The sequence below is a fragment of the Mesorhizobium sp. BE184 genome, from assembly GCF_031457045.1.
Lineage (GTDB): Bacteria > Pseudomonadota > Alphaproteobacteria > Rhizobiales > Rhizobiaceae > Mesorhizobium.
Genome location: NZ_JAVDVU010000001.1, coordinates 840,450 through 862,473, shown reverse-complemented (window position 1 = coordinate 862,473; position 22,024 = coordinate 840,450). Strand labels below are relative to the sequence as shown.

Here is a 22,024-nt window from a genome sequence, read left to right as displayed (position 1 = left end):
GTGATATCCTCATGCCGCTGCGTCGGGGAACCGCAATTCGCCGGCGCAGATGGCATCCGAAGGCTGGGCCGCCAGTTCGTGGCTGCATTGCATCGCATAGGACGCGAGTTGCGAAGCCTCCGGCCACTCCTGCACATCCGGACGTACATTGCGGCGGAGCGCGGCGGCCAGCGCCTCCGCATCGTCATTCTCCAGCGCTTCCGCGTAGGCAGCGGTGCGGCCATAGTACATCTTGGCGAGATTCTTCATGCGTTTGGGCACGCCGACATCGCTGATGCCGAGCTCACGCAGCGAATGCTCGACATCGAGGAAGAACTCGTCGATCAGCACCTGGGCGACCTCTGCCACAACGCCCTTCTCGCCGTGAAGGCGATGCTGCAGCATGAACATATGCAGCGACAGCAACTCGAACCGTCCAAGCGGCGTATCGGGCACATTCCAGTCGGAATAAAACACCGTCTGCCGCGCCGCCGCCACGATTCGTGCGTAGAGCGCCTCGGTAATCGCGCGGTTGGCGCGCCGTTCACGGCCAAACAGGCGCTGGAACATTGAGCGGTCTCCCTGGACCTGTTAGTTGGTGCGGCCTGGTTGCATCGGCTCGTAAGCTGGTTTACCGCTTTTGCCGCCTCGCGCAAGCGTGGTTGATAGGAATGGAGTTGTTGGTGGGCGCGCTCAAAATCAAGTCGGCCCTGTCGCCGAGACAGACCGCAATCGTGTCGCTGCTGGCCCTGGCCGCAGGCGTTTCCGGTTGCAACTCTTCCAAGGTGATCGGCGACCTGAACCCCGGAGAGACCCTCAACCAGGGCTACATCATCGACCAGCAGGCTCTCGACCAGGTTCCGGTCGGATCGAGCCGCGAACAGGTGCTGCTGGCGCTCGGCAGTCCCTCCACCACGGCCACCTTCGACAACGAGGTATTCTACTACATTTCCCAGACACGGAAGCGTTCGGTCGCCTTCGAAAAGCCGAAGCTGATCGACCAGCGCGTCCTCGCCGTCTATTTCGGTGAAGACGGTCGTGTCACCAACATCGCCAACTATGGCCTGAAGGACGGCAAGGTCTTCGATTTCATCACCCGCACGACGCCGACCGGCGGCAAGGACCAGAACTTCCTGCAGCAGGTCATCCGCGGCGCCGGCAAGCTTTCGCCGGGCGCTGCCGGAAGCATGATGGGCGGCGGCAACGGCTGACGTTCTTCCCAATTGATTGGCTTGAGCAGCCAACCGCCAAAACAAAAACCCGCGGAATCACTTCCGCGGGTTTTTTCATGTCAGGCCTTACCCGGCGCGACGGCCGGGCGGAACCTGTTTTCGCTTAGCTGTGCGCCAGGACGGCGAGCAGCAGCAGCGCGACGATGTTGGTGATCTTGATGGCCGGGTTAACGGCCGGACCGGCGGTATCCTTGTAGGGATCGCCAACCGTGTCGCCGGTCACCGAAGCCTTGTGCGCTTCGGAGCCCTTCAGGTGCTTGACGCCGTCCTTGTCGACGAAACCATCCTCGAAAGACTTCTTGGCGTTGTCCCACGCGCCGCCACCCGAGGTCATCGAGATGGCGACGAACAGGCCGTTGACGATGACGCCGAGCAGCGATGCACCGAGTGCGGCGAAAGCCGAGGCCTTGGAGCCCGAGATCAGCAGCACGCCGAAATAGACGACGAGCGGCGCCAACACCGGCAGCAGCGACGGGATGATCATCTCCTTGATGGCCGCACGGGTCAGGATATCGACCGCGCGGGCATAGTTTGGCTTCGACGTTCCCTGCATGATGCCCGGATCCTCGCGGAACTGCTTGCGCACTTCCTCGACGATGGAGCCTGCGGCGCGGCCGACGGCCGTCATGGCGATGCCGCCGAACAGGTAGGGGATCAGGCCGCCGAAGATCAGGCCGGCAACGACATAGGGGTTCGACAGGTCGAAGGACACGGTGCCAAGATCCGCGAAGTAGGGATATTTTGCACCGTTGGCGGCGAAGAACTGCAAGTCGTTGGAGTAGGCCGCGAACAGCACCAGCGCGCCGAGACCGGCGGAACCGATGGCGTAGCCCTTGGTGACGGCCTTGGTGGTGTTGCCGACCGCATCGAGGGCGTCGGTCGAATGACGGACCTCGCTCGGGAGGCCTGCCATTTCGGCGATGCCGCCGGCGTTGTCGGTCACCGGACCGAAGGCGTCCAGCGCCACGATCATGCCGGCAAGGCCGAGCATGGTCGTCACCGCGATGGCGGTTCCGAACAGGCCGGCCAGCTGGTAGGTGCCGATGATGCCGCCGACGATGACGATGGCGGGCAGCGCCGTCGATTCCAGCGAGACCGCGAGGCCCTGGATGACGTTGGTGCCGTGACCGGTCACCGACGCCTGGGCGATCGAGACGACAGGGCGCTTGCCGGTGCCGGTATAGTATTCGGTGATGACGACGATCAGCGCCGTCACCAGCAGGCCGACCAGGCCGCAGATGAACAGGTTGGCGCCGGTTATGGTCATACCGTTGGCGGTGCCCACGTCTCCCCAGCCGATCGTCATGGAGTTCGCGACGGCCAGGCCGCCCACCGACAGGACGCCGGTGACAATGAGGCCCTTGTAGAGAGCGCCCATGATCGAGCCGTTGGAGCCGAGCTTGACGAAGAAGGTCCCGACGATCGACGTCAGGATACAGGCGCCGCAGATCGCGAGCGGGTAAATCATGATGTCCGCCAGATTGGCGGCAGAGCCGAAGAAGATGGCGGCGAGAACCATGGTGGCGACGACCGTCACCGCATAGGTCTCGAACAGGTCGGCTGCCATGCCGGCGCAGTCGCCGACGTTGTCGCCGACATTGTCGGCGATGGTGGCCGGGTTGCGCGGATCATCCTCGGGGATGCCTGCCTCGACCTTGCCGACCAGATCGCCGCCGACGTCGGCGCCCTTGGTGAAGATGCCGCCGCCGAGACGGGCGAAGATCGAGATCAGCGAAGCGCCGAAGCCGAGCGCGACGAGCGAGTCGATGACCTCACGGTCGGCCGGGCCATGGCCGAGCGGTCCGGTGAGGACCCAGTAGTAGACGGAGACGCCCAGCAGCGCCAAGCCAGCCACAAGCATGCCGGTGATGGCGCCGGACTTGAAGGCGATGTCGAGGCCGGCGGCCAGGCTGTTGGAGGCAGCCTGCGCCGTGCGCACATTGGCGCGAACCGAAACGTGCATGCCGATGAAGCCGGCCGCGCCCGAAAGCACCGCGCCGATCAGGAAGCCGAAGGCGGCCGTGCCGGACAGCAGCCACCAGGCGAGTACGAAAACGACCACGCCAACGATGGCGATGGTGGTGTACTGCCGGGTAAGATAAGCCTGCGCGCCTTCACGTATGGCCGCGGAGATTTCCTGCATGCGCGCGTTGCCCTGGTCCGACGCAAGCACCGACTGCGTCGCCCAGATGGCATAAACAATTGAAAGCACGCCGCAGAGAATGACGACATAAAGCATGGTCATTTGCGGATTTTCCTCGCTTGATGATCCGGCGAACCCCTCCCCGGACCGTTGGAACGGAGGCAGGATTCGCCATGGCGAAATCCTGCCTATCGCAGCGGCTTATGCGAAACAGGTGTTTGAACGTCAAGTAATTGTTCGGTTTTTGCCCGGTTTTCGCCCAAAAGTAGGGTGCGATGCCACGTCCCTGTCGCCGCTCCCGATCAAGCGGACCGTAACGGCGCTCAACCCTTGCGCAAATCGCCGTCCGGCTGGATGACGAAGATCAGCACCGCAAGCATCGTCATGTAGAATTTGAACGCCGCTTCCTGGCCGTTCCAGGTCTGCGACTGCCACATGGCGAACCATTCTCCACCAACGACCATGAAACCGAAATACCAGACCAGGAACCCCATGGTGGTGGCGATGACGGCGGACTTCTTGGCCTCGTTGAATGCCTGTCCGCTGCCACCTCGCGCCTGCCAGAGATTCCAGGCCGCGATGAGAAAGAGGACGCAGGTCAGCGCCTCGCCGAGAATGATGAGCCAGTAACCGGCAGTCCACAATGACGGGTTGGTGATCGAGCGGTACATCAGCGCATTGCCCGGAAAGGTCGTGTCCATGGACAGCACATGCTGGACAAAGGCGAAATTTGAGCCGTAATCGGTGATGTTGCCGAAGGCGACGAGAAAGGCGAACACCGCCAGACACAGACACATGATGATCTTGGAAAGACGCAATGTCATGGCCAGAACTCCCGCTGAAAATTCCAGTAAACGGGCAAATGAATCGCTGAGTCTCGGCACGGACGCAACCGACCGTCCGGTGCGGATCGTTCTGACGGCGAGCGCGGAACGCCATGCCGGCAAGGAGGGGCTTGGCGCGCGGCTTGCGGCGCTTCTGCTCGACCCGGCCGTCCAGGTCGGCGATGTGGTTTCAATCCTATCCGACAGCAAACGCCATGATTTCTCGGTGCTGCGCCGCCGCTGGGTGATTGAAAGCGAGCGGACCGAGCTGGAAATGACGCTGGACCACCCTGCCCGCCCGGTTGGGCGATAGATCAGGTTGCCAGCCTGCCCATGCGCCGCGCTGCAACGCGTTCCAACGCCGACAGCGCGTCATAGATCAGCACGGCGAGCGCCGCGACGATCAGGCCGCCTTGCAGGACGAAAGCCAGATTGTTCGACAGCAAGCCGGCAATGATGACTTCGCCCAATGTCTTTGCAGCGACGGTCGAGCCGATCGTCGCAGTGGCGAGGCTGATGACGACTGAAAGGCGGATGCCTGCGAGGATCACCGGCACGGAAAGCGGCAGTTCGACCTTGACGAGCCGCTGCCAGCCGGTCATGCCGGCGCCGCGCGCCGCCTCCAGCACATTGCCGGGCAATGTGGTGAGGCCAGTCAGCGCATTCTCGAAGATCGGCAGCAGGCCGTAGAGGAACAGGGCGATGAGCGTCGGCTTTTCGCCGAAGCCGACGGCCGGCACGGCCAGTGCCAGAACCGCGACCGGCGGAAAGGTCTGGCCGATGTTGACCAGGCTGCGCGACAGCGGCAGGAACTCGGCGCCGATCGGCCGCGTCACCAGAATCGCCAGCCCGACCGCGACGATGGTGGCGGCCACGGTTGCGATCAGCACGGTGCGCAGATGCAGCAGCGTTAGCGACAGCAGGCTGCCTTGGTTGTAGATGGCCGGCGCGTTGTTTTCCGTGAGCGGCTTCAGCAACGGCTCGAACCATGCCGGATGGACGATGAAGGCCACCAGCACGATCAGCAATACAAGCCGCAGCAGGGTCGGCAACCATTTCATGCAGCGGGCCTCGCGGCGCGCTTGACCAGTCCGTCTACGGTCACCTTGCCGAGCAGCGCGCCATCCGGTCCCTTGACCGGCAGCGCCGGCCGGCCCGACCACAGCAACTCGGCAAGGGCATCGCGCTGCGTGGCCTCGGCGGGTATCGCCTCACCTTCCGCCGCACCCTTCTCGACCGCGTCGCGCACCGGCCCAAGCGATAGCAACCGGAAGGGCCGCTCGCTGGGCCCGACAAGGGTCTCGACAAAATTACTGGCGGGGTTGGCGAGGATTTCCGCCGGGGTGGCGTACTGGATGAGCTTGCCGCCATCCATGACGGCGATCTTGCGGCCGAGATGGACCGCCTCCTCCATGTCGTGGGTGACGAGGATGATGGTGGTGCCGATCTGCTTCTGGATAGCCAGCAAATCGTCCTGCGCCTTGGCGCGGATAATCGGATCGAGCGCGCCGAACGGCTCGTCCATCAGCAGCACGTTCGGCTTGGCGGCGAGCGCGCGTGCGACGCCGACGCGCTGCTGCTGGCCGCCGGAAAGCTCATGCGGATAGCGCGGACCGAACGATTGCGGATCGAGCTGGAACAATGTCAGCAGTTCATGCACCCGCTCGTCGATGCGTTGCTGATCCCAACCAAGCAGGGCCGGGACCGTTCCGATGTTCTGAGCGACTGTGCGGTGCGGGAACAGGCCGTGGCCCTGGATTGCATAGCCGATGGAACGGCGAAGCTGATAGTCCGGCACAGACTTGTTATCGACGCCATCCAGCTTGATGGCGCCCGATGTCGGTTCGACAAGCCGGTTGATCATGCGCAGCAATGTCGTCTTGCCCGAGCCGGAGGTGCCGACGATCACCGTCATGGTGCGGGGCTCGATCACCATGGAAACGTCATCGACGACCGTTGTCTGGTCATAGCGCTTGGTGATGTGCTCGATCTCGATCATGCGGCGGATTCCCTGCGTCTGACCGTTGAAGAGAGTTCGATGATGGCGTCCAGGATGATGGCGGCGGCGAAGGCCAGCGCCACGGTCGGAACGGCGCCGAGCAGCACCAGATCCATCGCGGTCTGGCCCACGCCCTGGAAGACAAACACGCCGAAGCCGCCGCCGCCGATCAGCGCGGCGATGGTGGCGAGGCCGATATTCTGCACCAGCACGATGCGTATGCCGGTGAGGATGACGGGAAAGGCGAGCGGGAACTCGACGCCGAAAAGACGCTGCCGGTCGGTCATCCCCATGCCGCGCGCCGCATCGTTGGCCGCGCGCGGCACGCCGGCCAGGCCGACCACCGTGTTGGCCACCACCGGCAGCAGCGAATAGAGGAAAAGCGCGATGAAAGCCGGCGCCGTGCCGATGCCTCGAATGCCGAGTGCGGCGGCTCCCGGCACATTCGCCGCCACCCAGCCGAGCGGCGCGATGAGGATGCCGAACAGTGCGATGGAAGGGATGGTCTGGATGATGTTGAGGGTGTTCAACACCCCTGCCCGCAACCGGTCGACACGATGGCAGAGGATGCCCAGCGGCACCCCGACCACCACCGCAGCCACCAGCGAGCCGAGCGCCAGCACGACGTGCTTGTATCCCTCGGCCCAGAAGCTGTCGGCGCGGTTGGCATATTCCTTGAGGATCGAAAGGCTGTTCCAGCTTCCCGACACGAGAATGAGCCCGATCGTCACCGCTGCGGCCAACAGAACCGCCACCCGCGCCACGGGCGAAAGGCTGAGCCGGGCCAGCACGTCCGACAAGAGCAGGAGAAAGGCGAACAGCAGCAGCCAGAAGCCGGAGGCCGGCGAGATTCGCGCGAAGGTGTTGCCTTCCGGAGTCAGGAAAGAACCGGCAACGCCGATCAGCAGAGCCAGAGCCGCCAGGACCGTTACGCTGGCGACAAGCCGCCACATGAGCGGCGTCCTGAACAAAGCGACGAGCGCGGAGATAATGACGACGGCAAGCAGCAGGTAGCCTGCCGTCGGCGGTAACGCTGCGATTATAAGATGCCCCTCGCCCGGCACGATGCGGTTGGCGCGAAAGGTGGCGAATGGCGCGAGGAATGCCGCATAGGTGGCAATCGCTGCGATCACGATGCCAAGCTTGTCGAAGCGGAGGCTCATGAGGAAGCCCGCCGAGGCAAGGCAAACGCCCATGCGTGTCTGCGCGTCACCAGCTTAAAGCCGAACCGCCTACTTCAAGAACCCGTTCTTCTTCAAAAAGTCTTCCGCGACGCCCTTCGCCGGCTCGCCACCAACCTGGACACGGCCGTTCAGCTCCTGCAGCGTGACCAGATCCAGCTTCTCGAACACCGGCTTCAGCAGCGTCTCGATTTCGGGATGCTCCTTCAGCACGGCCTCGCGGATGATGGGCGCCGGTTGGTAGACCGGCTGCACGCCCTTGTCGTCATCGAGCACAACCAGACCGGACGGCGCGATGCCGCCGTCAGTGCCATAGACCATGGCGGCGTTGGCGCCGTTGGTCTGGTTGGCGGCAGCAGCGATGGTGGCAGCGGTGTCGCCGCCCGACAGTGTGATGAGCTGTTCCGGCTTCAGCGTAAAGCCGTAGGTCGTCTGGAAGGCAGGCAGCGCCGCTTCCGAATTGACGAATTCGGCGGATGCCGCCAGGACGACATTGCCGCCGCCGGCGACGTATTTGCCGAAGTCGCTCAACGTCACCAGCTTGTTGGCGTCGGTGACATCCTTGCGCAGCGCGATGGCCCAGGTGTTGTTGGCCGGCGAAGGCGACAACCAGACGATCTTGTTGGCGTCGTAGTCGAGCTTCTTCGCCTGCTCATAGCCCTTCGCCGCGTCCTTCCAGAGTGGATCGTTGGCCTTTTCGAAGAAGAAGGCGGCATTGCCGGTGTATTCGGGGTAAATGTCGATTTCGCCGGCGATGATCGCTTTGCGCACGACCGGCGTGCCGCCGAGCTGGACGCGGTCTGCTGTCTCGATCTTGTTGGCGTTCAGCACGGCCAGGATGATGTTGCCGAGCACCCCGCCTTCCGTGTCGATCTTGGAGGACACCACCACCGGCGCGGCGTGAGCCGAAGCGGTTGCAACGACAAGAGCCAGCGCGGCGCCGGCAATAAGCCTCTTGGACAGCATTTTTGAAATTCCTCTGTAAACCTGAGTCGCCGATATGAGCATGGCTGGAACGCCCCGTCGCGGCATACGGTTTCATAGGATGAGGGAACAGCGCAATAATTTTATGCGCGGAGGCTGAAAAGACAGCCGGCGCTACCGACACCGTCTTGTCAGGTGGCGCGGCGCACGCCTGTCAGCCTGAGACCGACGAGAGCGACCAGGCACAGCGCGACCACCGGGAATATGACCCAGTTCAGCATGTCCCAGCCCCACGCATTGTAGACCGCGCCGGACATCAGCGAAGAAAAGGCGACGGAGCCGAACAGGACGAAGTCGTGGAAGCCCTGCACCTTGCTCTTTTCCGACGGGCGGTAGCTTTCGGCAACGATGGCGGTGGCGCCGATAAAGCCGAAATTCCAGCCGAGGCCGAGCAGGATGAGCGCGGTCCAGAACTGCCAGAGCTGCAGCCCCGAAAGAGCGACCACGGCGCAGCCGACGAGCAGCGCCAGGCCAATCGCGACGATCCGCTCCGCCCCGAAGCGGTGGATGAGCCGGCCAGTGAAGAAGCTCGGCCCGAACATCGCCATGACATGCCAGGAGATGCCCAGCGTCGCATCGTCGGTAGACAGCCCGCAGCCGACCATGGCCAGAGGCGCGCCGGTCATGACGAAGCTCATCAGCGTATAACTGCCGACGCCGCACAGCATCGCCACGATAAAACGCGGTCGGCTGATGATTTCGGTGAGCGGCCGCGCATCGTCGGCCGTCACCGCGATTTTCCCGCCGGCGATGGCCGGAGCGCGGAGGAACGACAGAAGGATTGCGCCGACGGCGGCGAGGCCGAGAATCGCCGCGAAGGAACCGGCGAACATCACCGGCGCCAGCAGTTCGCGGGTGAAGATAACGATCTGCGGACCGAGGATCGCGGTGATGACACCGCCCGCGAGCACGAAGGAAATGGCGCGCGCCTTGAACGCCGGCGGCGCATTGTCCGCGGCGGCAAAGCGGAACTGCTGCACGAACGAACTGCCAAGGCCAACCACCAGCAGGCCCGCGGCGAACAGCCAGAAGCTGCTTCCGAACAGAGCCAGCGTCGCCACCACCCCGCCAAGGGCGGTGAACAGCGTTCCGGTCATGAAGCCTTTTCGCTGGCCGAGCGCCCGGATGATGGCGGCAGCCGGCAAGGCGCCCAACGCCACGCCGATGTTGAAACCGGTGATCGGCACCGTCGCCAGCGACTTGTCAGGCCCGAGGAGGTAATGCCCGACGAGCCCGCCAAGGGAAATGGCTATGGGGGCCGCGGAACCGACAATCGCTTGCGCCCCCGCGAGGATCAGCGCCGTGCGCCGCGCTTCCCTTGCCGGTTCGATGGCGATGGCAGTCATGCGAATCTCCGGGTCCCAGGCCCGAAGCTAGAAGCCGAGGAGGCCTGGAGCATCATGACACCGTGAACGACCGGCTGGCACAGCGGCGGTATGCTCAGGCGTCCCTGCCCCGGCCTTCGCCGCGAACCCGGCGCGATACGCGGTCCAGCACGGCGTTGACCAGCTTCGGCTCGTCCTCCACATAGAACGCCTTGGCGATGTCGACATATTCCGAGACGATGACGGCGACAGGCACGTCGGGTCGTTTCATCAACTCATAGACGCCGGCGCGAAGGATGGCGCGCAGGGTGGAATCCAGCCGCGAAAGCGGCCAGTCCTCAGTCAGCGCCTGGCGGATTACCGGGTCGACAGACTTCTGGTTTTCCACCACACCGGCGAGAATGGCGCGGAACCATTGCGCGTCGGCTTCACGATAGAGTGCGCCGTCGACCTCCTTGCCGAGGCGGAAGGCTTCGTATTCCGCCGTGATCTCCAGCAGGCCGCTTCCCGCCACATCCATCTGGTAGAGCGCCTGGACCGCCGCAAGCCTTGCCGCGCCGCGCTTGTTGGCCTGGCGGCCGGTGTGCTCCGGAGAAGCCGGCTCGCTCACGGCTTGCCTCCCAGCCGTTCCTTCAGCGCGATCATGGTCAGGGCGGCGCGCGCGGCGAAGCCGCCCTTGTCGCCTTCGCTCTTTTTTGCACGCGCCCAGGCCTGTTCATCATTCTCGGTGGTGAGAATGCCGTTGCCGATGGCGATCGATTCCTGAATGGAAAGGTCCATCAGAGCACGGCTCGATTCATTGGCGACGATGTCGAAATGATAGGTGTCACCCCGCACGACGGTGCCGAGCGCGACGAAACCGTCATAGTCCGTTCCGCCTTCTGCCGCGCCGTCGAGCGCGAAGGTGATGACTGCGGGGATCTCAAGCGAACCGGGAACCGTCACGATGTCGTAGGTCGCACCCGCGTCCCTCAGCGCGCTGGTGGCGCCATCGAGCAGCGCATCGGCGAGATCGTCGTGGAAACGCGCCTCGACGATCAGAAGATGCGCCTTCTTCTGCGGGCGAATGAACGCCTTGCCGTGTTCGGATATGCCAGCCATCAAGGTCTCCGGAATTGCCGCTGGACTTAGGCCGAAGCGGCGCGGACCGCAAGCGCTGTCGAGAAGCGGGCCCGTGAAATCGCCTCCAGAGGCTCAAAGCCCCTGCTTCGCCGCCTCGACCAGCCTTGCCGCATAGCGGGCCATTGTATCGATCTCGAGGTTGACGCGGTCGCCGGCCCGGCGCTCGCCCCAGGTCGTCACCTGCAACGAATGATGGATCAAAAGCACGTCGAAACGGGTCCCCTCCACCCTGTTGACTGTCAGCGAGGTGCCGTCCAGCGCCACCGATCCCTTGGGCGCGATGAATTTTGCCAGTTCACGCGGCGTTTCCAGTGTAAAGCGCACGGCATCGCCCTCATCCTTGCGCTCGACGATCTCCGCCGTCCCATCGACATGCCCGGAAACGATGTGACCGCCGAGTTCGTCGCCGATCTTGAGCGCGCGTTCCAGGTTGACGCGCGTTCCGGAGCGCCATCCGGCAGCCGTCGTCAGCCGCAAGGCCTCTTCCCAGGCCTCGACCTCGAACCAGCGGGCGTTCGATCCAGCTTCCGGCAGCGCCGTGACCGTCAGGCAGACGCCACCGCAGGAGATGGACGCGCCGATGTCGATGGTCGCCGGGTCGTAGGCGGTATCGATGCGCAGCCCTACCCCCTCCTTCAGCGGCTTGACCGCTGCAACCGTGCCGACATCAGTGACAATACCGGTGAACATCAGATGTCCCTCGCCCATTCGGCGCAAACATCGTCGCCAAAGCTCATCTCGCGCAATTTGACGAAACCGGCGGGAATGCTGTTTTCGTCGAGCGGTGAAGCGATGCCGCCCTTGCCGATCTCATTGGGTCCCCGGAACAGGACGATGCGGTCGACAAGTCCGTCGTCGAGGAACCCCTTGGCCACCTTGGCCCCGCCTTCGATCAGGACACTGGCCATGCCCAGCGCAGCCAAATCTTCCAGCAGTTCGGGCAGAGCCACTTGCCCGTTATGCGTCTCGGTGCCGATGAATCGCACGCCCAGCCGCTCCAGCGTGGCGCGCCGAAGCGCATCGGCTTCCGCGCAGGCGGCGACATAGACCGGCACTCGGTCAATGCCGGCGATCAGCCTGGAGTTTTCGGGCAGCCTTATCTGGCGGTCGAGGACGATGCGGGCGGGCGAACGATTCTCAAGGCCCGGCAGGCGCACCGTCAATGCCGGATTATCTTCGATGACGGTGCCGATGCCGACAAGGACCGCGTCCGCCTCGGCGCGGAGAAGATGGACCTCGCGACGGGCGATCTCACCGGTGATGGAAACCTGCCCGGCGCCTCGTTCGCCGATCATGCCATCGCTCGAAAGCGCAAGCTTCAGAATCACTTCCGGCCGTTTCCTGAGAGATCGACTCATGTAGCCGGCCATCTGGCCGGCTGCTTCCGACACCAGCACCTTCTCGACGACCTCGATGCCGGCGGCGCGCAGGATGGCGTAGCCTTTGCCGGAAACACGAGGGTCGGGATCGCTGGCCGCGCCGACGACGCGGATGATGCCTGCCTTGACGAGCGCATTCGCGCAGGGCGGCGTACTGCCGTGGTGGGCGCACGGCTCCAGCGTCACGTAAGCGGTCGCGCCGCGCGCCAGATCGCCGGCTTCGGCCAGCGCCTCGGTCTCGGCGTGCGGCCTCCCGCCGACCGCGGTGACGCCCGTGCCGACGATCATCGGGCCTGCGCCGTCGTCGCGCACGATGATCGTGCCGACGGACGGATTGGTGGAGGTGCGGCCGGCGTTGCGGCGCGACAGGCGAAGCGCCGCCGCCATGTAGCGGCGGTCAAGCGTCTCCAGCCCTGCACGATCCTTCGCGGTCACTCCGCCGTTTCCTCGTCGCCTTTCAGTTCGCCCAGCACGTCATGGAAGTCCTTCGCCTCGCGGAAATTGCGGTACACGGAGGCAAAGCGGACATAGGCGACGTCATCGAGCGATTTCAACGCGTCCATCACCAGCCGGCCGACCTCCGCCGACGGAATTTCGGTCTCTCCGGAGCTTTCGAGCTGGCGCACGATGCCGGTGACGGCGCGGTCTATGCGCTCGGGATCGACATTGCGCTTGCGCACCGCCGTCTCGACCGAACGCAGCAGCTTGTCACGGTCGAAGGGTACCTTGCGGCCGGATTTCTTGACGACGACCAGATCGCGCAGCTGCACGCGCTCGAAGGTGGTGAAACGGCCGCCGCAATCGGGGCAGACGCGTCGGCGGCGGATGGCCGCGCCGTCCTCCGCCGGGCGCGAATCCTTCACCTGCGTGTCTTCGGACTGGCAATAGGGACAGCGCATGGGCGGCCTGGCGTTGGGACTCGGTCGGTTGAAGGCTTAGAGGCTTTTGCGGGCGGAATCAAAGTCCACAATACTCGATGGAGATGTGATGGCGGCCGTCCGGGAAATCAACTGCCCCGGAGTGGCTAGCTTTCGGCATGTTCGCGTCTGGCCGCGGTGAAAACCTCGCGAGCCGCGTCCGCGTTCAGCACGGCGATGGCAAGGCCAACGACAATATCCGGCCACGCCGATTTCCAGACGAATGCCGTAACCAAACCCGCTGCGATGATCGCGGCATTGGCCAGAACATCGTTGCGCGCGGACAGAAACGCTGCATTGGCAAGGCTGCCGCCGGCATGACGAAAACGAGCCAGCATGAGCGCGCAGGAAAAATTGACGACAATGGCGCCCAAAGCTGTGACCGCCAGTGGAACGGGCGCTGGCGGAACCGGTACGTTGAATTTCTCCCAGGCCGTCCAAAGGGTCGCCAGGGCCGGAATCAACAGTATTCCCGCCAACGCCATTCCAAGCCGCGCCCTATTCCGGATCGACCAACCCAGCGCTGCCAGGATCAGGAAATTGACGGAGGCATCTTCGAGAAAATCGATGCTGTCGGCGAAAAGCGATACCGATCCGATCCAGATGGCCGCGGCAAATTCAATCCCGAAATAGCCGAGGTTCAGGATCGCGACCAGCCGTACGGTCTTGCCAAAGGTGTCGGTCATTCTTCGATCGATCAATTGCCTATGTCTGAGCCTTTGATGGCCGGACCGACGGCCCCGAAGCGCTGGCCGCCGATCATCGACATTGACGTCCGCGCCGCTGGCGAGCGACGCGGACGCAGCGTCAACCCAGATAGGGGTAAAGCGGGAAACGATCGGTCAGCGCCACGATCTTCTGCTTCACGGCAGCTTCCACCGCGGCGTTGCCCTCGTCGGAATTGGCGACTTTAAGCCCATCCAGCACCTCGGCGATCAGCATGCCGATCTCGGTGAATTCCGCCTTGCCGAAACCGCGCGTGGTGCCGGCAGGCGTACCCAGGCGGACGCCCGACGTCACGAACGGCTTTTCAGGATCGAACGGTATGCCGTTCTTGTTGCAGGTGATGTTGGCGCGGCCGAGCGCCGCCTCGGCCCGCTTACCCGTGGCGTTTTTCGGACGGAGATCGACCAGCATCAGATGGTTGTCGGTGCCGCCGGAAACGATATCGAGACCGGTTTCCTGCAAAGTGGAGGCCAGCGTCCTGGCGTTCGCGGCGACGTTCTCCGCATAGGTCTTGAAGCTTGGCTGCAACGCCTCGCCGAAGGCGACGGCCTTGGCGGCGATGACATGCATCAGCGGGCCGCCCTGAAGGCCGGGGAACACCGCCGAATTCATCTTCTTGGCGATGTCCTCGTCATTGGTCAGGATCATGCCGCCACGCGGGCCACGCAGGCTCTTGTGCGTCGTCGTCGTCACCACATGGGCGTGCGGCAGCGGCGACGGATGCACGCCGCCGGCGACCAGTCCGGCGATATGCGCCATGTCCACCATCAGCCAGGCGCCCACGGCATCGGCGATCTCGCGGAAGCGCTTCCAGTCCCAGATGCGCGAATAAGCGGTGCCGCCGGCCAGGATCAGTTTCGGCTTCGTCTCATGCGCCTGCTTTTCGATCTCATCCATGTCGAGCAGGTGATCGTCCTTGCGCACGCCGTAGGACACGACCTTGAACCACTTGCCGCTCATGTTCACGGGCGAACCATGGGTCAGGTGGCCGCCGGAGTTGAGATCCAGGCCCATGAATGTGTCGCCAGGCTGCAGCAGGGCCAGGAACACCGCCTGGTTCATCTGGCTGCCGGAGTTCGGCTGCACGTTGGCAAACTTGCAATCGAAGAGCTTCTTTGCCCGCTCGATGGCGATTTCCTCGGCGACATCGACGAATTGGCAGCCGCCATAATAGCGCTTGCCCGGATACCCTTCCGCATATTTGTTGGTCATGATCGAGCCCTGCGCTTCCAATACGGCGCGGGAGACGATGTTCTCGGAAGCGATCAGTTCGATCTCGTGGCGCTGGCGACCGAGTTCGTTGCGAATGGCGCCAAAAATGTCGGGATCGATTTCCTCCAGTGGCGCCGAAAAGAATGATTCGGTCGAATTTCCAGCCATTGCGTGCACCTTTCAGCCAGAGCCTAGAATCTGGCAGCGCCTTAGCATGAGCCATTGGACAGTGTCATCGGCCACGCGCGAAATTAACCTGTTCGTTTGCACCACGTTCACTTTGTTGGGCCGATTTGGATTGCGGCCTCGTCCAAATCATGTCTTTTTCGTGTCGGGGATGAATCGAATGGGATGGAGAACTGCCGCACAACCGGAGGGATCATGCCGCTTCGAATCTCGCTACATCGCACCCTGCTCTGTTCGACTTCTCTCGGGGCCCTCTCGTTCTCGGCGCTTCTCCACACCGCACCGGCCCTTGCCGCATGCACGTTCGCGCCCACGGCCGGCAACGACACTTACATTTGTGACAGTGGCACCGCCCTCGGTCTGAACGATCCGGGCGGCGACAACGCCTTGCAAATGCCCACAGGAGGGACAGGCACCATCGACGGAACCGTCGTGTTCGGCGCTGGCGCAGATGCCATCGTCATCGGCGGCGGCACCATCACCGGCAACGTCCAGCAGGGCAGCGGCACCGACGATTTCGTCATGACCGGCGGCGTGGTCCAGTCGCTCAACCAGGGCGACAATCTCGATACCTTCCGCATGGAAGGCGGGCGGATCGTCGATTTCTTCGATGACGGCGACTACGCCGTGATGACCGGCGGCCGGATTGGCCGGGTCAACATGAAGCTCGACGACAACACATTCGACATGTCTGGCGGCACCATCGACAAGAACCTCGTCGCCGGCTTCGGCAACGACACGATCATCATCTCCAACGGCACGATCGGCGGCAATGTCAGCGTCAGCGGCGGCACCGACACCTTCACCATGACCGGCGGCTCGGTCGGCGGCAATGTGCTGATGAGTTTCGGCACCGATACGGTGGACTGGTCCGGCGGCGGCATCGTCTACGGCACGATCGATATGGGCGCCGGCAACGATATCGCCAATCTCACCAACCTGACCAATGCCAATCTCGGCGAGACCGACGCGATCAATGGCGGGCTGGACAACGATCGGCTGACGCTTTCCAACGTGACGCTGGACGACATTGCCCGCCTGCAGAACTGGGAAACCGTCGCGGCGACCAACGACACCGAGTTGACCCTCGACGGGCCGCTGGTGCTGGGCGACACAGGCACAGGCACCGGCGAACTGACGGTCGATTCAACCAGCACCGTGTTCGCCGGCGGCATGAATGCGACGATTTCGCCATTCATCGCGGGACAATTGGCGTCTGTCGTGAACGCCGGTCGCATCGACCTAACCAATGGCGGCCCCAGCACCTCCGATATCCTGACGATCAACGGCAACTACACCGGCAATGGCGGCGTGCTGCTGCTCGATACGGTGCTTGGAGACGATACGTCCGCCAGCGACAAGCTCGTCATCTCCGAGGGCGCAGCCACTGGAACGACCTCGATCGTCGTCCGTAATGCCGGCGGCGCGGGCGGCGCAACCGTGCTGGACGGCATTCTGGTGGTCGAGGCGATCAACGGCGCGACGACCCAGGACGGCGCTTTCGGACTTGGCGACCGGGTAGCCGCAGGCGCATACGAATATTATCTGTTCCGCGGCGGCGTCAGCGGCGGCACCGAACAGAACTACTATCTGCGTTCGACCATCGTGAACGTGCCGGCCCCGCCAACGCCGGCGCCGGCCTCCTCGCCGGTCGATCCGGTGCCGGAAGTGACGCCGGAACAGCCCGAGGCGCCGTTGCCGCCACCACCACCGGCGACCGAGCCACCACCGCCACCGCCAACCGAGGGCGACGCAACGACGCCCCCTGTCGATCCGACGCCCCCAGTGAATGAAACAGACCCCGCGCCAACGACGCCTCCGGCGCCGCCCGAGGCCGAGGCACCCGAGCCGCCACCCCCACCGCCAACCTTCCCCGTGGACCCCGCTCCGGTTCCCGGACCTGGCGCGACGCCGCCGACCGACGGTGCGACCGCGGTGGAAGGCGCCGTCGTCCCGCTCTACCGGGTCGAAGTGCCGGTCTATTCTGTGCTGCCTGCCATTTCGCAAGAGCTGGCGATGGCGACGCTCGGCACGTTCCACGAGCGGCGCGGCGAACAGAGCCTGCTGCCAGGCACAGATCCCCTGTCGGCCGGCTGGGCACGCGTGTTCGGCCAATCGGTCAAGGCATCGTGGGATGGAACGGTCGCGCCTTCATTCGACGGCAGCATCTACGGCTTCCAGGCCGGGACGGACATCTTCGGCTGGGACAATGCCGGTGGCGGACGCAACCGGGCCGGATTGTTCCTTGGGTATGCCAACGCCTCCGGCGATATCCGCGGCCAGGCCATCGGCTGGAACAATCTGCAAGTCGGCAGCCTGGACATGTCGGCGACCAGTTTTGGCGGTTATTACACCCATGTCGGCCCATCTGGCTGGTATGTCGACGCGGTGTTGATGGGCAGCTGGTTCGGCGGCAACGCCAAATCGGACGCCGGCGAAGGCATCGACATCGATGGCGCCGGTGTGACGGCGTCGCTCGAAGGCGGGTATCCGATCGTGATCGCCAATGGGTGGATGCTGGAGCCGCAGGCCCAGCTCGTCTGGCGCCATATGTCGCTGGACGACACGCATGATCGCTTCTCCGCAGTGAGCTTCGATATCGACAATGGCGTCACCGGTCGTCTAGGCGCCCGGCTGCAAGGCACCTACGATCTCGGCGGAACCGAGCTCCAGCCTTATTTGAAGGTCAATCTCTGGCACGAATTCGACGGCTCGGACACGGTGCGGTTCGATGCCGATCCGATCGTTACCGAACGCGGCGGGACGTCGCTGGAGTTCGGCGGCGGCATCGTCGCCAAGATGAACGAAAGCGTAAGCCTGTTCGCCACCGCCGACTACACGACCGAGGTCAGCGGGCCAAATCGCGAGGTGTTCGAAGGCAATCTCGGCTTGAACGTCAGATGGTAGGCATATCTTCCCGACCAGAAATGAAAAGGCCGCCCGGAGGCGGCCTTTTCATTAGAGATATCTAAGGCTTACAGCGCAGAGGTGATCTGCAGCTCGTCAACGCCGTCGCGACCGTAGATGTCGTCGCGGAACTGCACCACACCCGCACCGGTCGACCAGGCGGAGATGTAGGTGAAATAGACCGGCACCGGGTTGGTGACCTGAACCGGCGTGCTCTCGCCGGTCTTGATCGCCGCTTCGAAATGCTGACGATCCCAGCCGGGCGTGTCGCGCAGGATCCAGGTGACGAGGTCGCGCACGTTCTGCACGCGCACGCAGCCCGATGAATCGAAGCGCATCAGCTTGCCGAACAGGCTCTGCTGCGGGGTGTCGTGCATGTAGACGCCATCCGGGCTCGGGAAGTTGATCTTCACCGAAGCCATGGCGTTGTTGGCGCCAGGATCCTGACGGAAGCGATACTTGGCCGCTTCCTCCGTCGACCAGTCGATGGTCACCGGATCGACCTCGCTGCCATCGGGCGCGAGCAGGCGGATATGGCTGTCCTTGAGATAATTCGGATTCTTCCGCATCAGCGGAATGATGTCCTTGCGCACGATCGAGACCGGCGCATTCCAGTACGGATTGACGATGATCTCGTTGATCTTGGAGTTCACGATCGGCGTCTGACGGTCGATCTTGCCGACGATGGCGGCATGACGCAGCACGACGCGGCCATTTTCCACCGCCTCGACCTGCTGCGCCGCAATGTTGACCAGCACATAGCGGTCGCCGAGGAAACCGCCCATCGAGCGGAGACGGACGAGATTGGTTTCAAGCTGGCCCAGGCGAACCTGCGCCGAAACGTTCATGGCGGCATAGCTGTACTGGCCAAGCACGCCATCCGAAGGCAGGCCATGGCGCAACTGGAAGCGCTTGACCGCCGAATCCACATAGGAGTCGAAAGCATCGGAAAGGCCGGCGTTCTGCGGCAGGTCGCCCGAGACCATCAGGCGCTTGCGCAGCGGCACGACGTCTGGATCGACGACGCCGAGTTTCAGCTTCTTGGTAGCAGGGACCGGGCTCCAGCCACCCTGCGAAACGATGCCCTGATAAAGGCCGATCGCCTGTTCGGTGAAGGAGGTCGTCTGCGGGCTGAAGATCGGAAGGGTCGAAGCCACCCGGCCATTGTCGCTGACGCGGGCGTCGAACGTATCGTCCCAATTGCCCGAGGATTTCAGGATATCACCAATAACATCCTGCGCCCTGGCGCCGCCTGCAACCATGGTTGCGGCGAGTGCGCTGGCACCGGAAAGGAAAAAACGGCGGCTGGTCTTCATGGACGTTCCAGACATTCCTCGAAAAACGGACATTGTTGTCCTCACTCTAGGGCGGCCAGTCTTAACAATTAGCCAACCATACCGCGCATCACGTCGGCGTGAAACGCGCAATCATGAAACGGGTTCCGGCCGAGTTGCACATGCGACAAAGCCTACAGCACCCTCGGTTTCATTGGAATATGGCGGCAACGTGGCGTCGCCATCGGCGCGGCCCCTGTCACGCCAAAAGAAAGACGGGCCCGTGCTTTTCCCGCACTGGCCCGTGACTGAGAGATTGCGCCGCCCGCGCTGCTTCGGCGCGGTGCCGCGATGATGCCCGCATCGACTACATGCGATAGGCGATGGTGTCGTTCCAGAAGCGGTCGAGGCGCTGCAGGGCGCGGTTCATCTGCTTGAACTCGTCAGTATTGATGCCGCCGACCTGCTCGATGGAGCCGACATGGCGCTCGTAGAGCCCGGCCACCACCTCGGCAACTTCCTGGCCCTTCGGCGTCAGGCTGACACGGACCGAGCGGCGGTCGATGCGCGAACGCTGGTGGTTGATGAAGCCAAGGTCGACCAGCTTCTTGAGATTGTAGGACACGTTGGAACCGAGATAGTAGCCCCGCGAGCGCAGCTCGCCGGCGGTCAGCTCCGAATTGCCGATATTGAAGAGCAGCAGCGCCTGGATCGCGTTGATGTCGGAACGGGCGTTGCGGTCGAATTCGTCCTTGATCACGTCAAGCAGACGGCGGTGCAATCTTTCGACCAGCTGCAGCGATTCCATGTACAGCGAACGGATTGCTTCACGGCGGTCGTCGGATACGTTGGCGGTCTTTGCCACAGGGCGGGAGTTGATCATTGTCTTTGCCTCTTGTTTGTCGCCTTGGTGATTTTTTGTTTTTCTCACCTTGATCGCGACACTATCGAATACTCATAAAATTCGACTTAAACGCCAAGGCTAACAAGAGCTTACCGGTAACGGGTTTCGAAAGACGCTTAACGAAGCGTCACGCGAGGGCAAAGAATTAAGGTAAATGTTTAGCAGCCGGATTCAGAGTTCGCGCGCGCGGCGGCCCTGAAGGTGAAGCACAATCCGGAAGACTATGTAGAGCAACGCCACCAGCGCATGGGAAAGCACGATCGACGGGCGTTCGCCGAAAAGCCGCGGCAGCCCGGCATACATGACGACCTCGGTCGCAGCGCAAATGAACCATATGACCGGCCCCCACGAGGCGAGCATCCACAGGCCGGCCGCGGCAAAGGGGAAAAGCACCGCCAGCACGACAGAGGTGACCTGCCAGTGCACCGGCATCAGGTCGAAGCGCCAGAGCGTTCCCGGATAAAAGCCGATGAGGCGCACCCAATACAGCAGGCCGAACAGCAGGCAGTAAGCAGCGACGATGCGCTGGAACCAGGCGAAGATGATCTCGACCGTCGAGGGTTCGAAAAGAATGCGCCTCGACGTCGTCTCGCTCACAGTTGCAATTCCCTGTCTCCGAGCGATGCGAAATAGGCATCGATATCGGCGGCGCTGACGGCATCGAGCGTGGCCGGACGCCATTTCGGCTGCCGGTCCTTGTCGACAAGCGCCGCCCTGATGCCTTCATAGAAATCATGACCGTGGAGCATCCGGTTCAGGATGCGGAATTCCATGCGCATGCAATCGTCCATGGAAAGGCCCTGCCCGGCCGTGATCTGCCGCCAGGCGACGCGAACGCTGGTCGGAGAACGGTCCAGCATCACGGCCAGGGTTTTGGCCGCGAATGCATCGTTCGCACCCGCGTTCTCGAGGCTGGTAAGGATGTCCTCCAGCGAGGGCTGCGAGAAATGCCTGGTGATGCCTTCCAGTACGGAAGCGGCGGTTTCACGTTCCACGGAAACGGAAAGAGGAGCCAGGGCGTTTTCCGGTTCGCCCGATTGCGCCAGCCGTTCGATGAACGCGGACTGGTCCGATGCCTTGATCGCATGAGTAGCGAGGCCCGACCCCAGTGCATCGCCATAAGCAATACGGTTGCCGGTCAGCGCGAGATACATGCCAAAGCCGCCGCTCAGCCGAGGCAGGATATGGCTGCCGCCGACATCGGGGAAGAAGCCGATGCCGACCTCAGGCATGGCGAATTGCGCGTTTTCCGTCATCACGCGGTGCGATCCGTGGCAGGAAACGCCCACCCCGCCACCCATGACAATGCCGTCGATGAGCGAAACATAGGGTTTCCTGAACCGGGCGATCTGCGCGTTCAGCCGGTACTCGTCCGCGAAGAAGTCGACCGGTGGGCTGCCGGCGCGGCCGGCGTGGTAGACCTGCATGATGTCGCCGCCGGCGCAGAATGCCCTGCCTTCGGCCTTGACCAGCAGGACGGCGACGGAGGGATCCTGCTCCCACGCCGTCAGGGCGCGGGCCAGCGCCTTGACCATGCGATGCGTCAGCGCATTCAGAGCCTGGGGACGTGTCAGCGTGACGATGCCGGCCTTGCCGGTTCGCTCAAAGCGGATTTCGTCGCCGCCGTCAAAATCCATCGTCCGCGATTCCTCCAACCCAAGGGTGATTGAAGTGCTAAGCGGCAGGGACAGCGGCGTCAATTGTCGCGGCCTTTTGACAGGCCCATGCAC

General features: G+C 63.3%; 22 protein-coding genes. 3 read left to right on the top strand and 19 right to left on the bottom strand.

Annotation, left to right across the window (positions count from 1 at the left end):
• Positions 1-9: 9 nt before the first annotated feature.
• The gene (locus J2X35_RS04200) at positions 10-549 is read right to left on the bottom strand and encodes a ubiquinol-cytochrome C chaperone family protein (RefSeq protein WP_310181696.1); all 540 of its coding nucleotides are present in this window, start codon (positions 547-549) and stop codon (positions 10-12) included.
• Between the two features lie 113 nt (positions 550-662).
• On the opposite strand from J2X35_RS04200, the gene J2X35_RS04195 reads away from it, so the two are divergent.
• Positions 663-1,190, top strand: coding sequence for an outer membrane protein assembly factor BamE (locus J2X35_RS04195; protein ID WP_056115415.1), 528 nt, complete (start codon positions 663-665; stop codon positions 1,188-1,190).
• Between the two features lie 124 nt (positions 1,191-1,314).
• On the opposite strand, the gene J2X35_RS04190 is transcribed toward J2X35_RS04195, so the two are convergent.
• Together J2X35_RS04190 and J2X35_RS04185 are read right to left on the bottom strand one after the other, a co-directional pair.
• Positions 1,315-3,456 carry a sodium-translocating pyrophosphatase gene (locus J2X35_RS04190; RefSeq protein ID WP_056109044.1) on the bottom strand — a complete coding sequence of 714 codons (2,142 nt, stop codon included), beginning with the start codon at positions 3,454-3,456 and terminating at the stop codon, positions 1,315-1,317.
• A 221-nt stretch (positions 3,457-3,677) separates the two neighbouring features.
• A complete protein-coding gene (locus J2X35_RS04185; RefSeq protein ID WP_310181694.1) occupies positions 3,678-4,178 on the bottom strand; it encodes a DUF2165 domain-containing protein in 501 nt (166 codons plus the stop codon).
• On the opposite strand from J2X35_RS04185, the gene J2X35_RS04180 reads away from it, so the two are divergent.
• Positions 4,177-4,491: a hypothetical protein gene (locus J2X35_RS04180; RefSeq protein ID WP_310181691.1), complete on the top strand. Its 315-nt coding sequence runs from the start codon at positions 4,177-4,179 to the stop codon at positions 4,489-4,491. The genes J2X35_RS04185 and J2X35_RS04180 overlap by 2 nt on opposite strands.
• Before the next feature lies 1 nt (position 4,492).
• Here the strand turns inward: J2X35_RS04180 and J2X35_RS04175 are convergent, their stop codons facing one another.
• The 12 genes from J2X35_RS04175 to glyA form a co-directional block, all read right to left on the bottom strand.
• Complete coding sequence (locus J2X35_RS04175) at positions 4,493-5,239, bottom strand: ABC transporter permease (protein WP_310181688.1); 747 nt, start codon at positions 5,237-5,239, stop codon at positions 4,493-4,495.
• The gene (locus tag J2X35_RS04170; RefSeq protein WP_310181686.1) at positions 5,236-6,177 is read right to left on the bottom strand and encodes an ABC transporter ATP-binding protein; all 942 of its coding nucleotides are present in this window, start codon (positions 6,175-6,177) and stop codon (positions 5,236-5,238) included. The genes J2X35_RS04175 and J2X35_RS04170 overlap by 4 nt, the downstream gene beginning before the upstream one ends.
• On the bottom strand, positions 6,174-7,340 hold the full coding sequence (locus tag J2X35_RS04165; protein WP_310181684.1) for an ABC transporter permease: 1,167 nt from the start codon (positions 7,338-7,340) through the stop codon (positions 6,174-6,176). Before J2X35_RS04165 ends, J2X35_RS04170 begins: the two co-directional genes overlap by 4 nt.
• A 69-nt stretch (positions 7,341-7,409) precedes the next feature.
• Positions 7,410-8,324: an ABC transporter substrate-binding protein gene (locus J2X35_RS04160; protein ID WP_056109030.1), complete on the bottom strand. Its 915-nt coding sequence runs from the start codon at positions 8,322-8,324 to the stop codon at positions 7,410-7,412.
• Positions 8,325-8,473: 149 nt separating this feature from the next.
• A complete protein-coding gene (locus J2X35_RS04155) occupies positions 8,474-9,688 on the bottom strand; it encodes an MFS transporter (RefSeq protein ID WP_310181682.1) in 1,215 nt (404 codons plus the stop codon).
• A gap of 94 nt (positions 9,689-9,782) precedes the next feature.
• Positions 9,783-10,277, bottom strand: a complete 495-nt coding sequence (gene nusB, locus J2X35_RS04150) for a transcription antitermination factor NusB (RefSeq protein ID WP_310181681.1) — start codon at positions 10,275-10,277, stop codon at positions 9,783-9,785.
• Entirely contained in the window at positions 10,274-10,768 is a 495-nt protein-coding gene (gene ribH / locus J2X35_RS04145) for a 6,7-dimethyl-8-ribityllumazine synthase (RefSeq protein ID WP_310181679.1), read from the bottom strand. The genes nusB and ribH overlap by 4 nt, the downstream gene beginning before the upstream one ends.
• Before the next feature lie 93 nt (positions 10,769-10,861).
• Positions 10,862-11,479, bottom strand: a complete 618-nt coding sequence (locus J2X35_RS04140) for a riboflavin synthase (protein WP_310181676.1) — start codon at positions 11,477-11,479, stop codon at positions 10,862-10,864.
• Entirely contained in the window at positions 11,479-12,555 is a 1,077-nt protein-coding gene (gene ribD, locus J2X35_RS04135) for a bifunctional diaminohydroxyphosphoribosylaminopyrimidine deaminase/5-amino-6-(5-phosphoribosylamino)uracil reductase RibD (protein ID WP_405023194.1), read from the bottom strand. The genes J2X35_RS04140 and ribD overlap by 1 nt, the downstream gene beginning before the upstream one ends.
• Positions 12,556-12,599: 44 nt before the next feature.
• Positions 12,600-13,067 carry a transcriptional regulator NrdR gene (nrdR, locus tag J2X35_RS04130; protein ID WP_056109018.1) on the bottom strand — a complete coding sequence of 156 codons (468 nt, stop codon included), beginning with the start codon at positions 13,065-13,067 and terminating at the stop codon, positions 12,600-12,602.
• Positions 13,068-13,192: 125 nt separating this feature from the next.
• Positions 13,193-13,771: a cation transporter gene (locus tag J2X35_RS04125; protein ID WP_310181670.1), complete on the bottom strand. Its 579-nt coding sequence runs from the start codon at positions 13,769-13,771 to the stop codon at positions 13,193-13,195.
• A 121-nt stretch (positions 13,772-13,892) separates the two neighbouring features.
• Positions 13,893-15,191 (bottom strand): serine hydroxymethyltransferase, encoded by a 1,299-nt coding sequence (gene glyA / locus J2X35_RS04120; protein ID WP_056109012.1) that lies wholly within the window; start codon positions 15,189-15,191, stop codon positions 13,893-13,895.
• 213 nt (positions 15,192-15,404) lie between these two features.
• On the opposite strand from glyA, the gene J2X35_RS04115 reads away from it, so the two are divergent.
• Entirely contained in the window at positions 15,405-18,116 is a 2,712-nt protein-coding gene (locus J2X35_RS04115) for an autotransporter outer membrane beta-barrel domain-containing protein (protein ID WP_310181665.1), read from the top strand.
• Positions 18,117-18,184: 68 nt separating this feature from the next.
• Here J2X35_RS04115 and J2X35_RS04110 read toward each other — a convergent pair whose 3' ends face one another.
• From J2X35_RS04110 to J2X35_RS04095, 4 genes are all read right to left on the bottom strand, one after another.
• Entirely contained in the window at positions 18,185-19,432 is a 1,248-nt protein-coding gene (locus J2X35_RS04110; RefSeq protein WP_310181663.1) for a L,D-transpeptidase family protein, read from the bottom strand.
• A gap of 325 nt (positions 19,433-19,757) precedes the next feature.
• Positions 19,758-20,273 carry a transcriptional regulator LdtR gene (gene ldtR, locus J2X35_RS04105; protein ID WP_056109005.1) on the bottom strand — a complete coding sequence of 172 codons (516 nt, stop codon included), beginning with the start codon at positions 20,271-20,273 and terminating at the stop codon, positions 19,758-19,760.
• Between the two features lie 192 nt (positions 20,274-20,465).
• Entirely contained in the window at positions 20,466-20,891 is a 426-nt protein-coding gene (locus tag J2X35_RS04100) for a DUF6163 family protein (RefSeq protein WP_310181661.1), read from the bottom strand.
• The gene (locus J2X35_RS04095) at positions 20,888-21,931 is read right to left on the bottom strand and encodes an enoyl-CoA hydratase/isomerase family protein (protein WP_310181660.1); all 1,044 of its coding nucleotides are present in this window, start codon (positions 21,929-21,931) and stop codon (positions 20,888-20,890) included. Before J2X35_RS04095 ends, J2X35_RS04100 begins: the two co-directional genes overlap by 4 nt.
• Between the last annotated feature and the right edge of the window lie 93 nt (positions 21,932-22,024).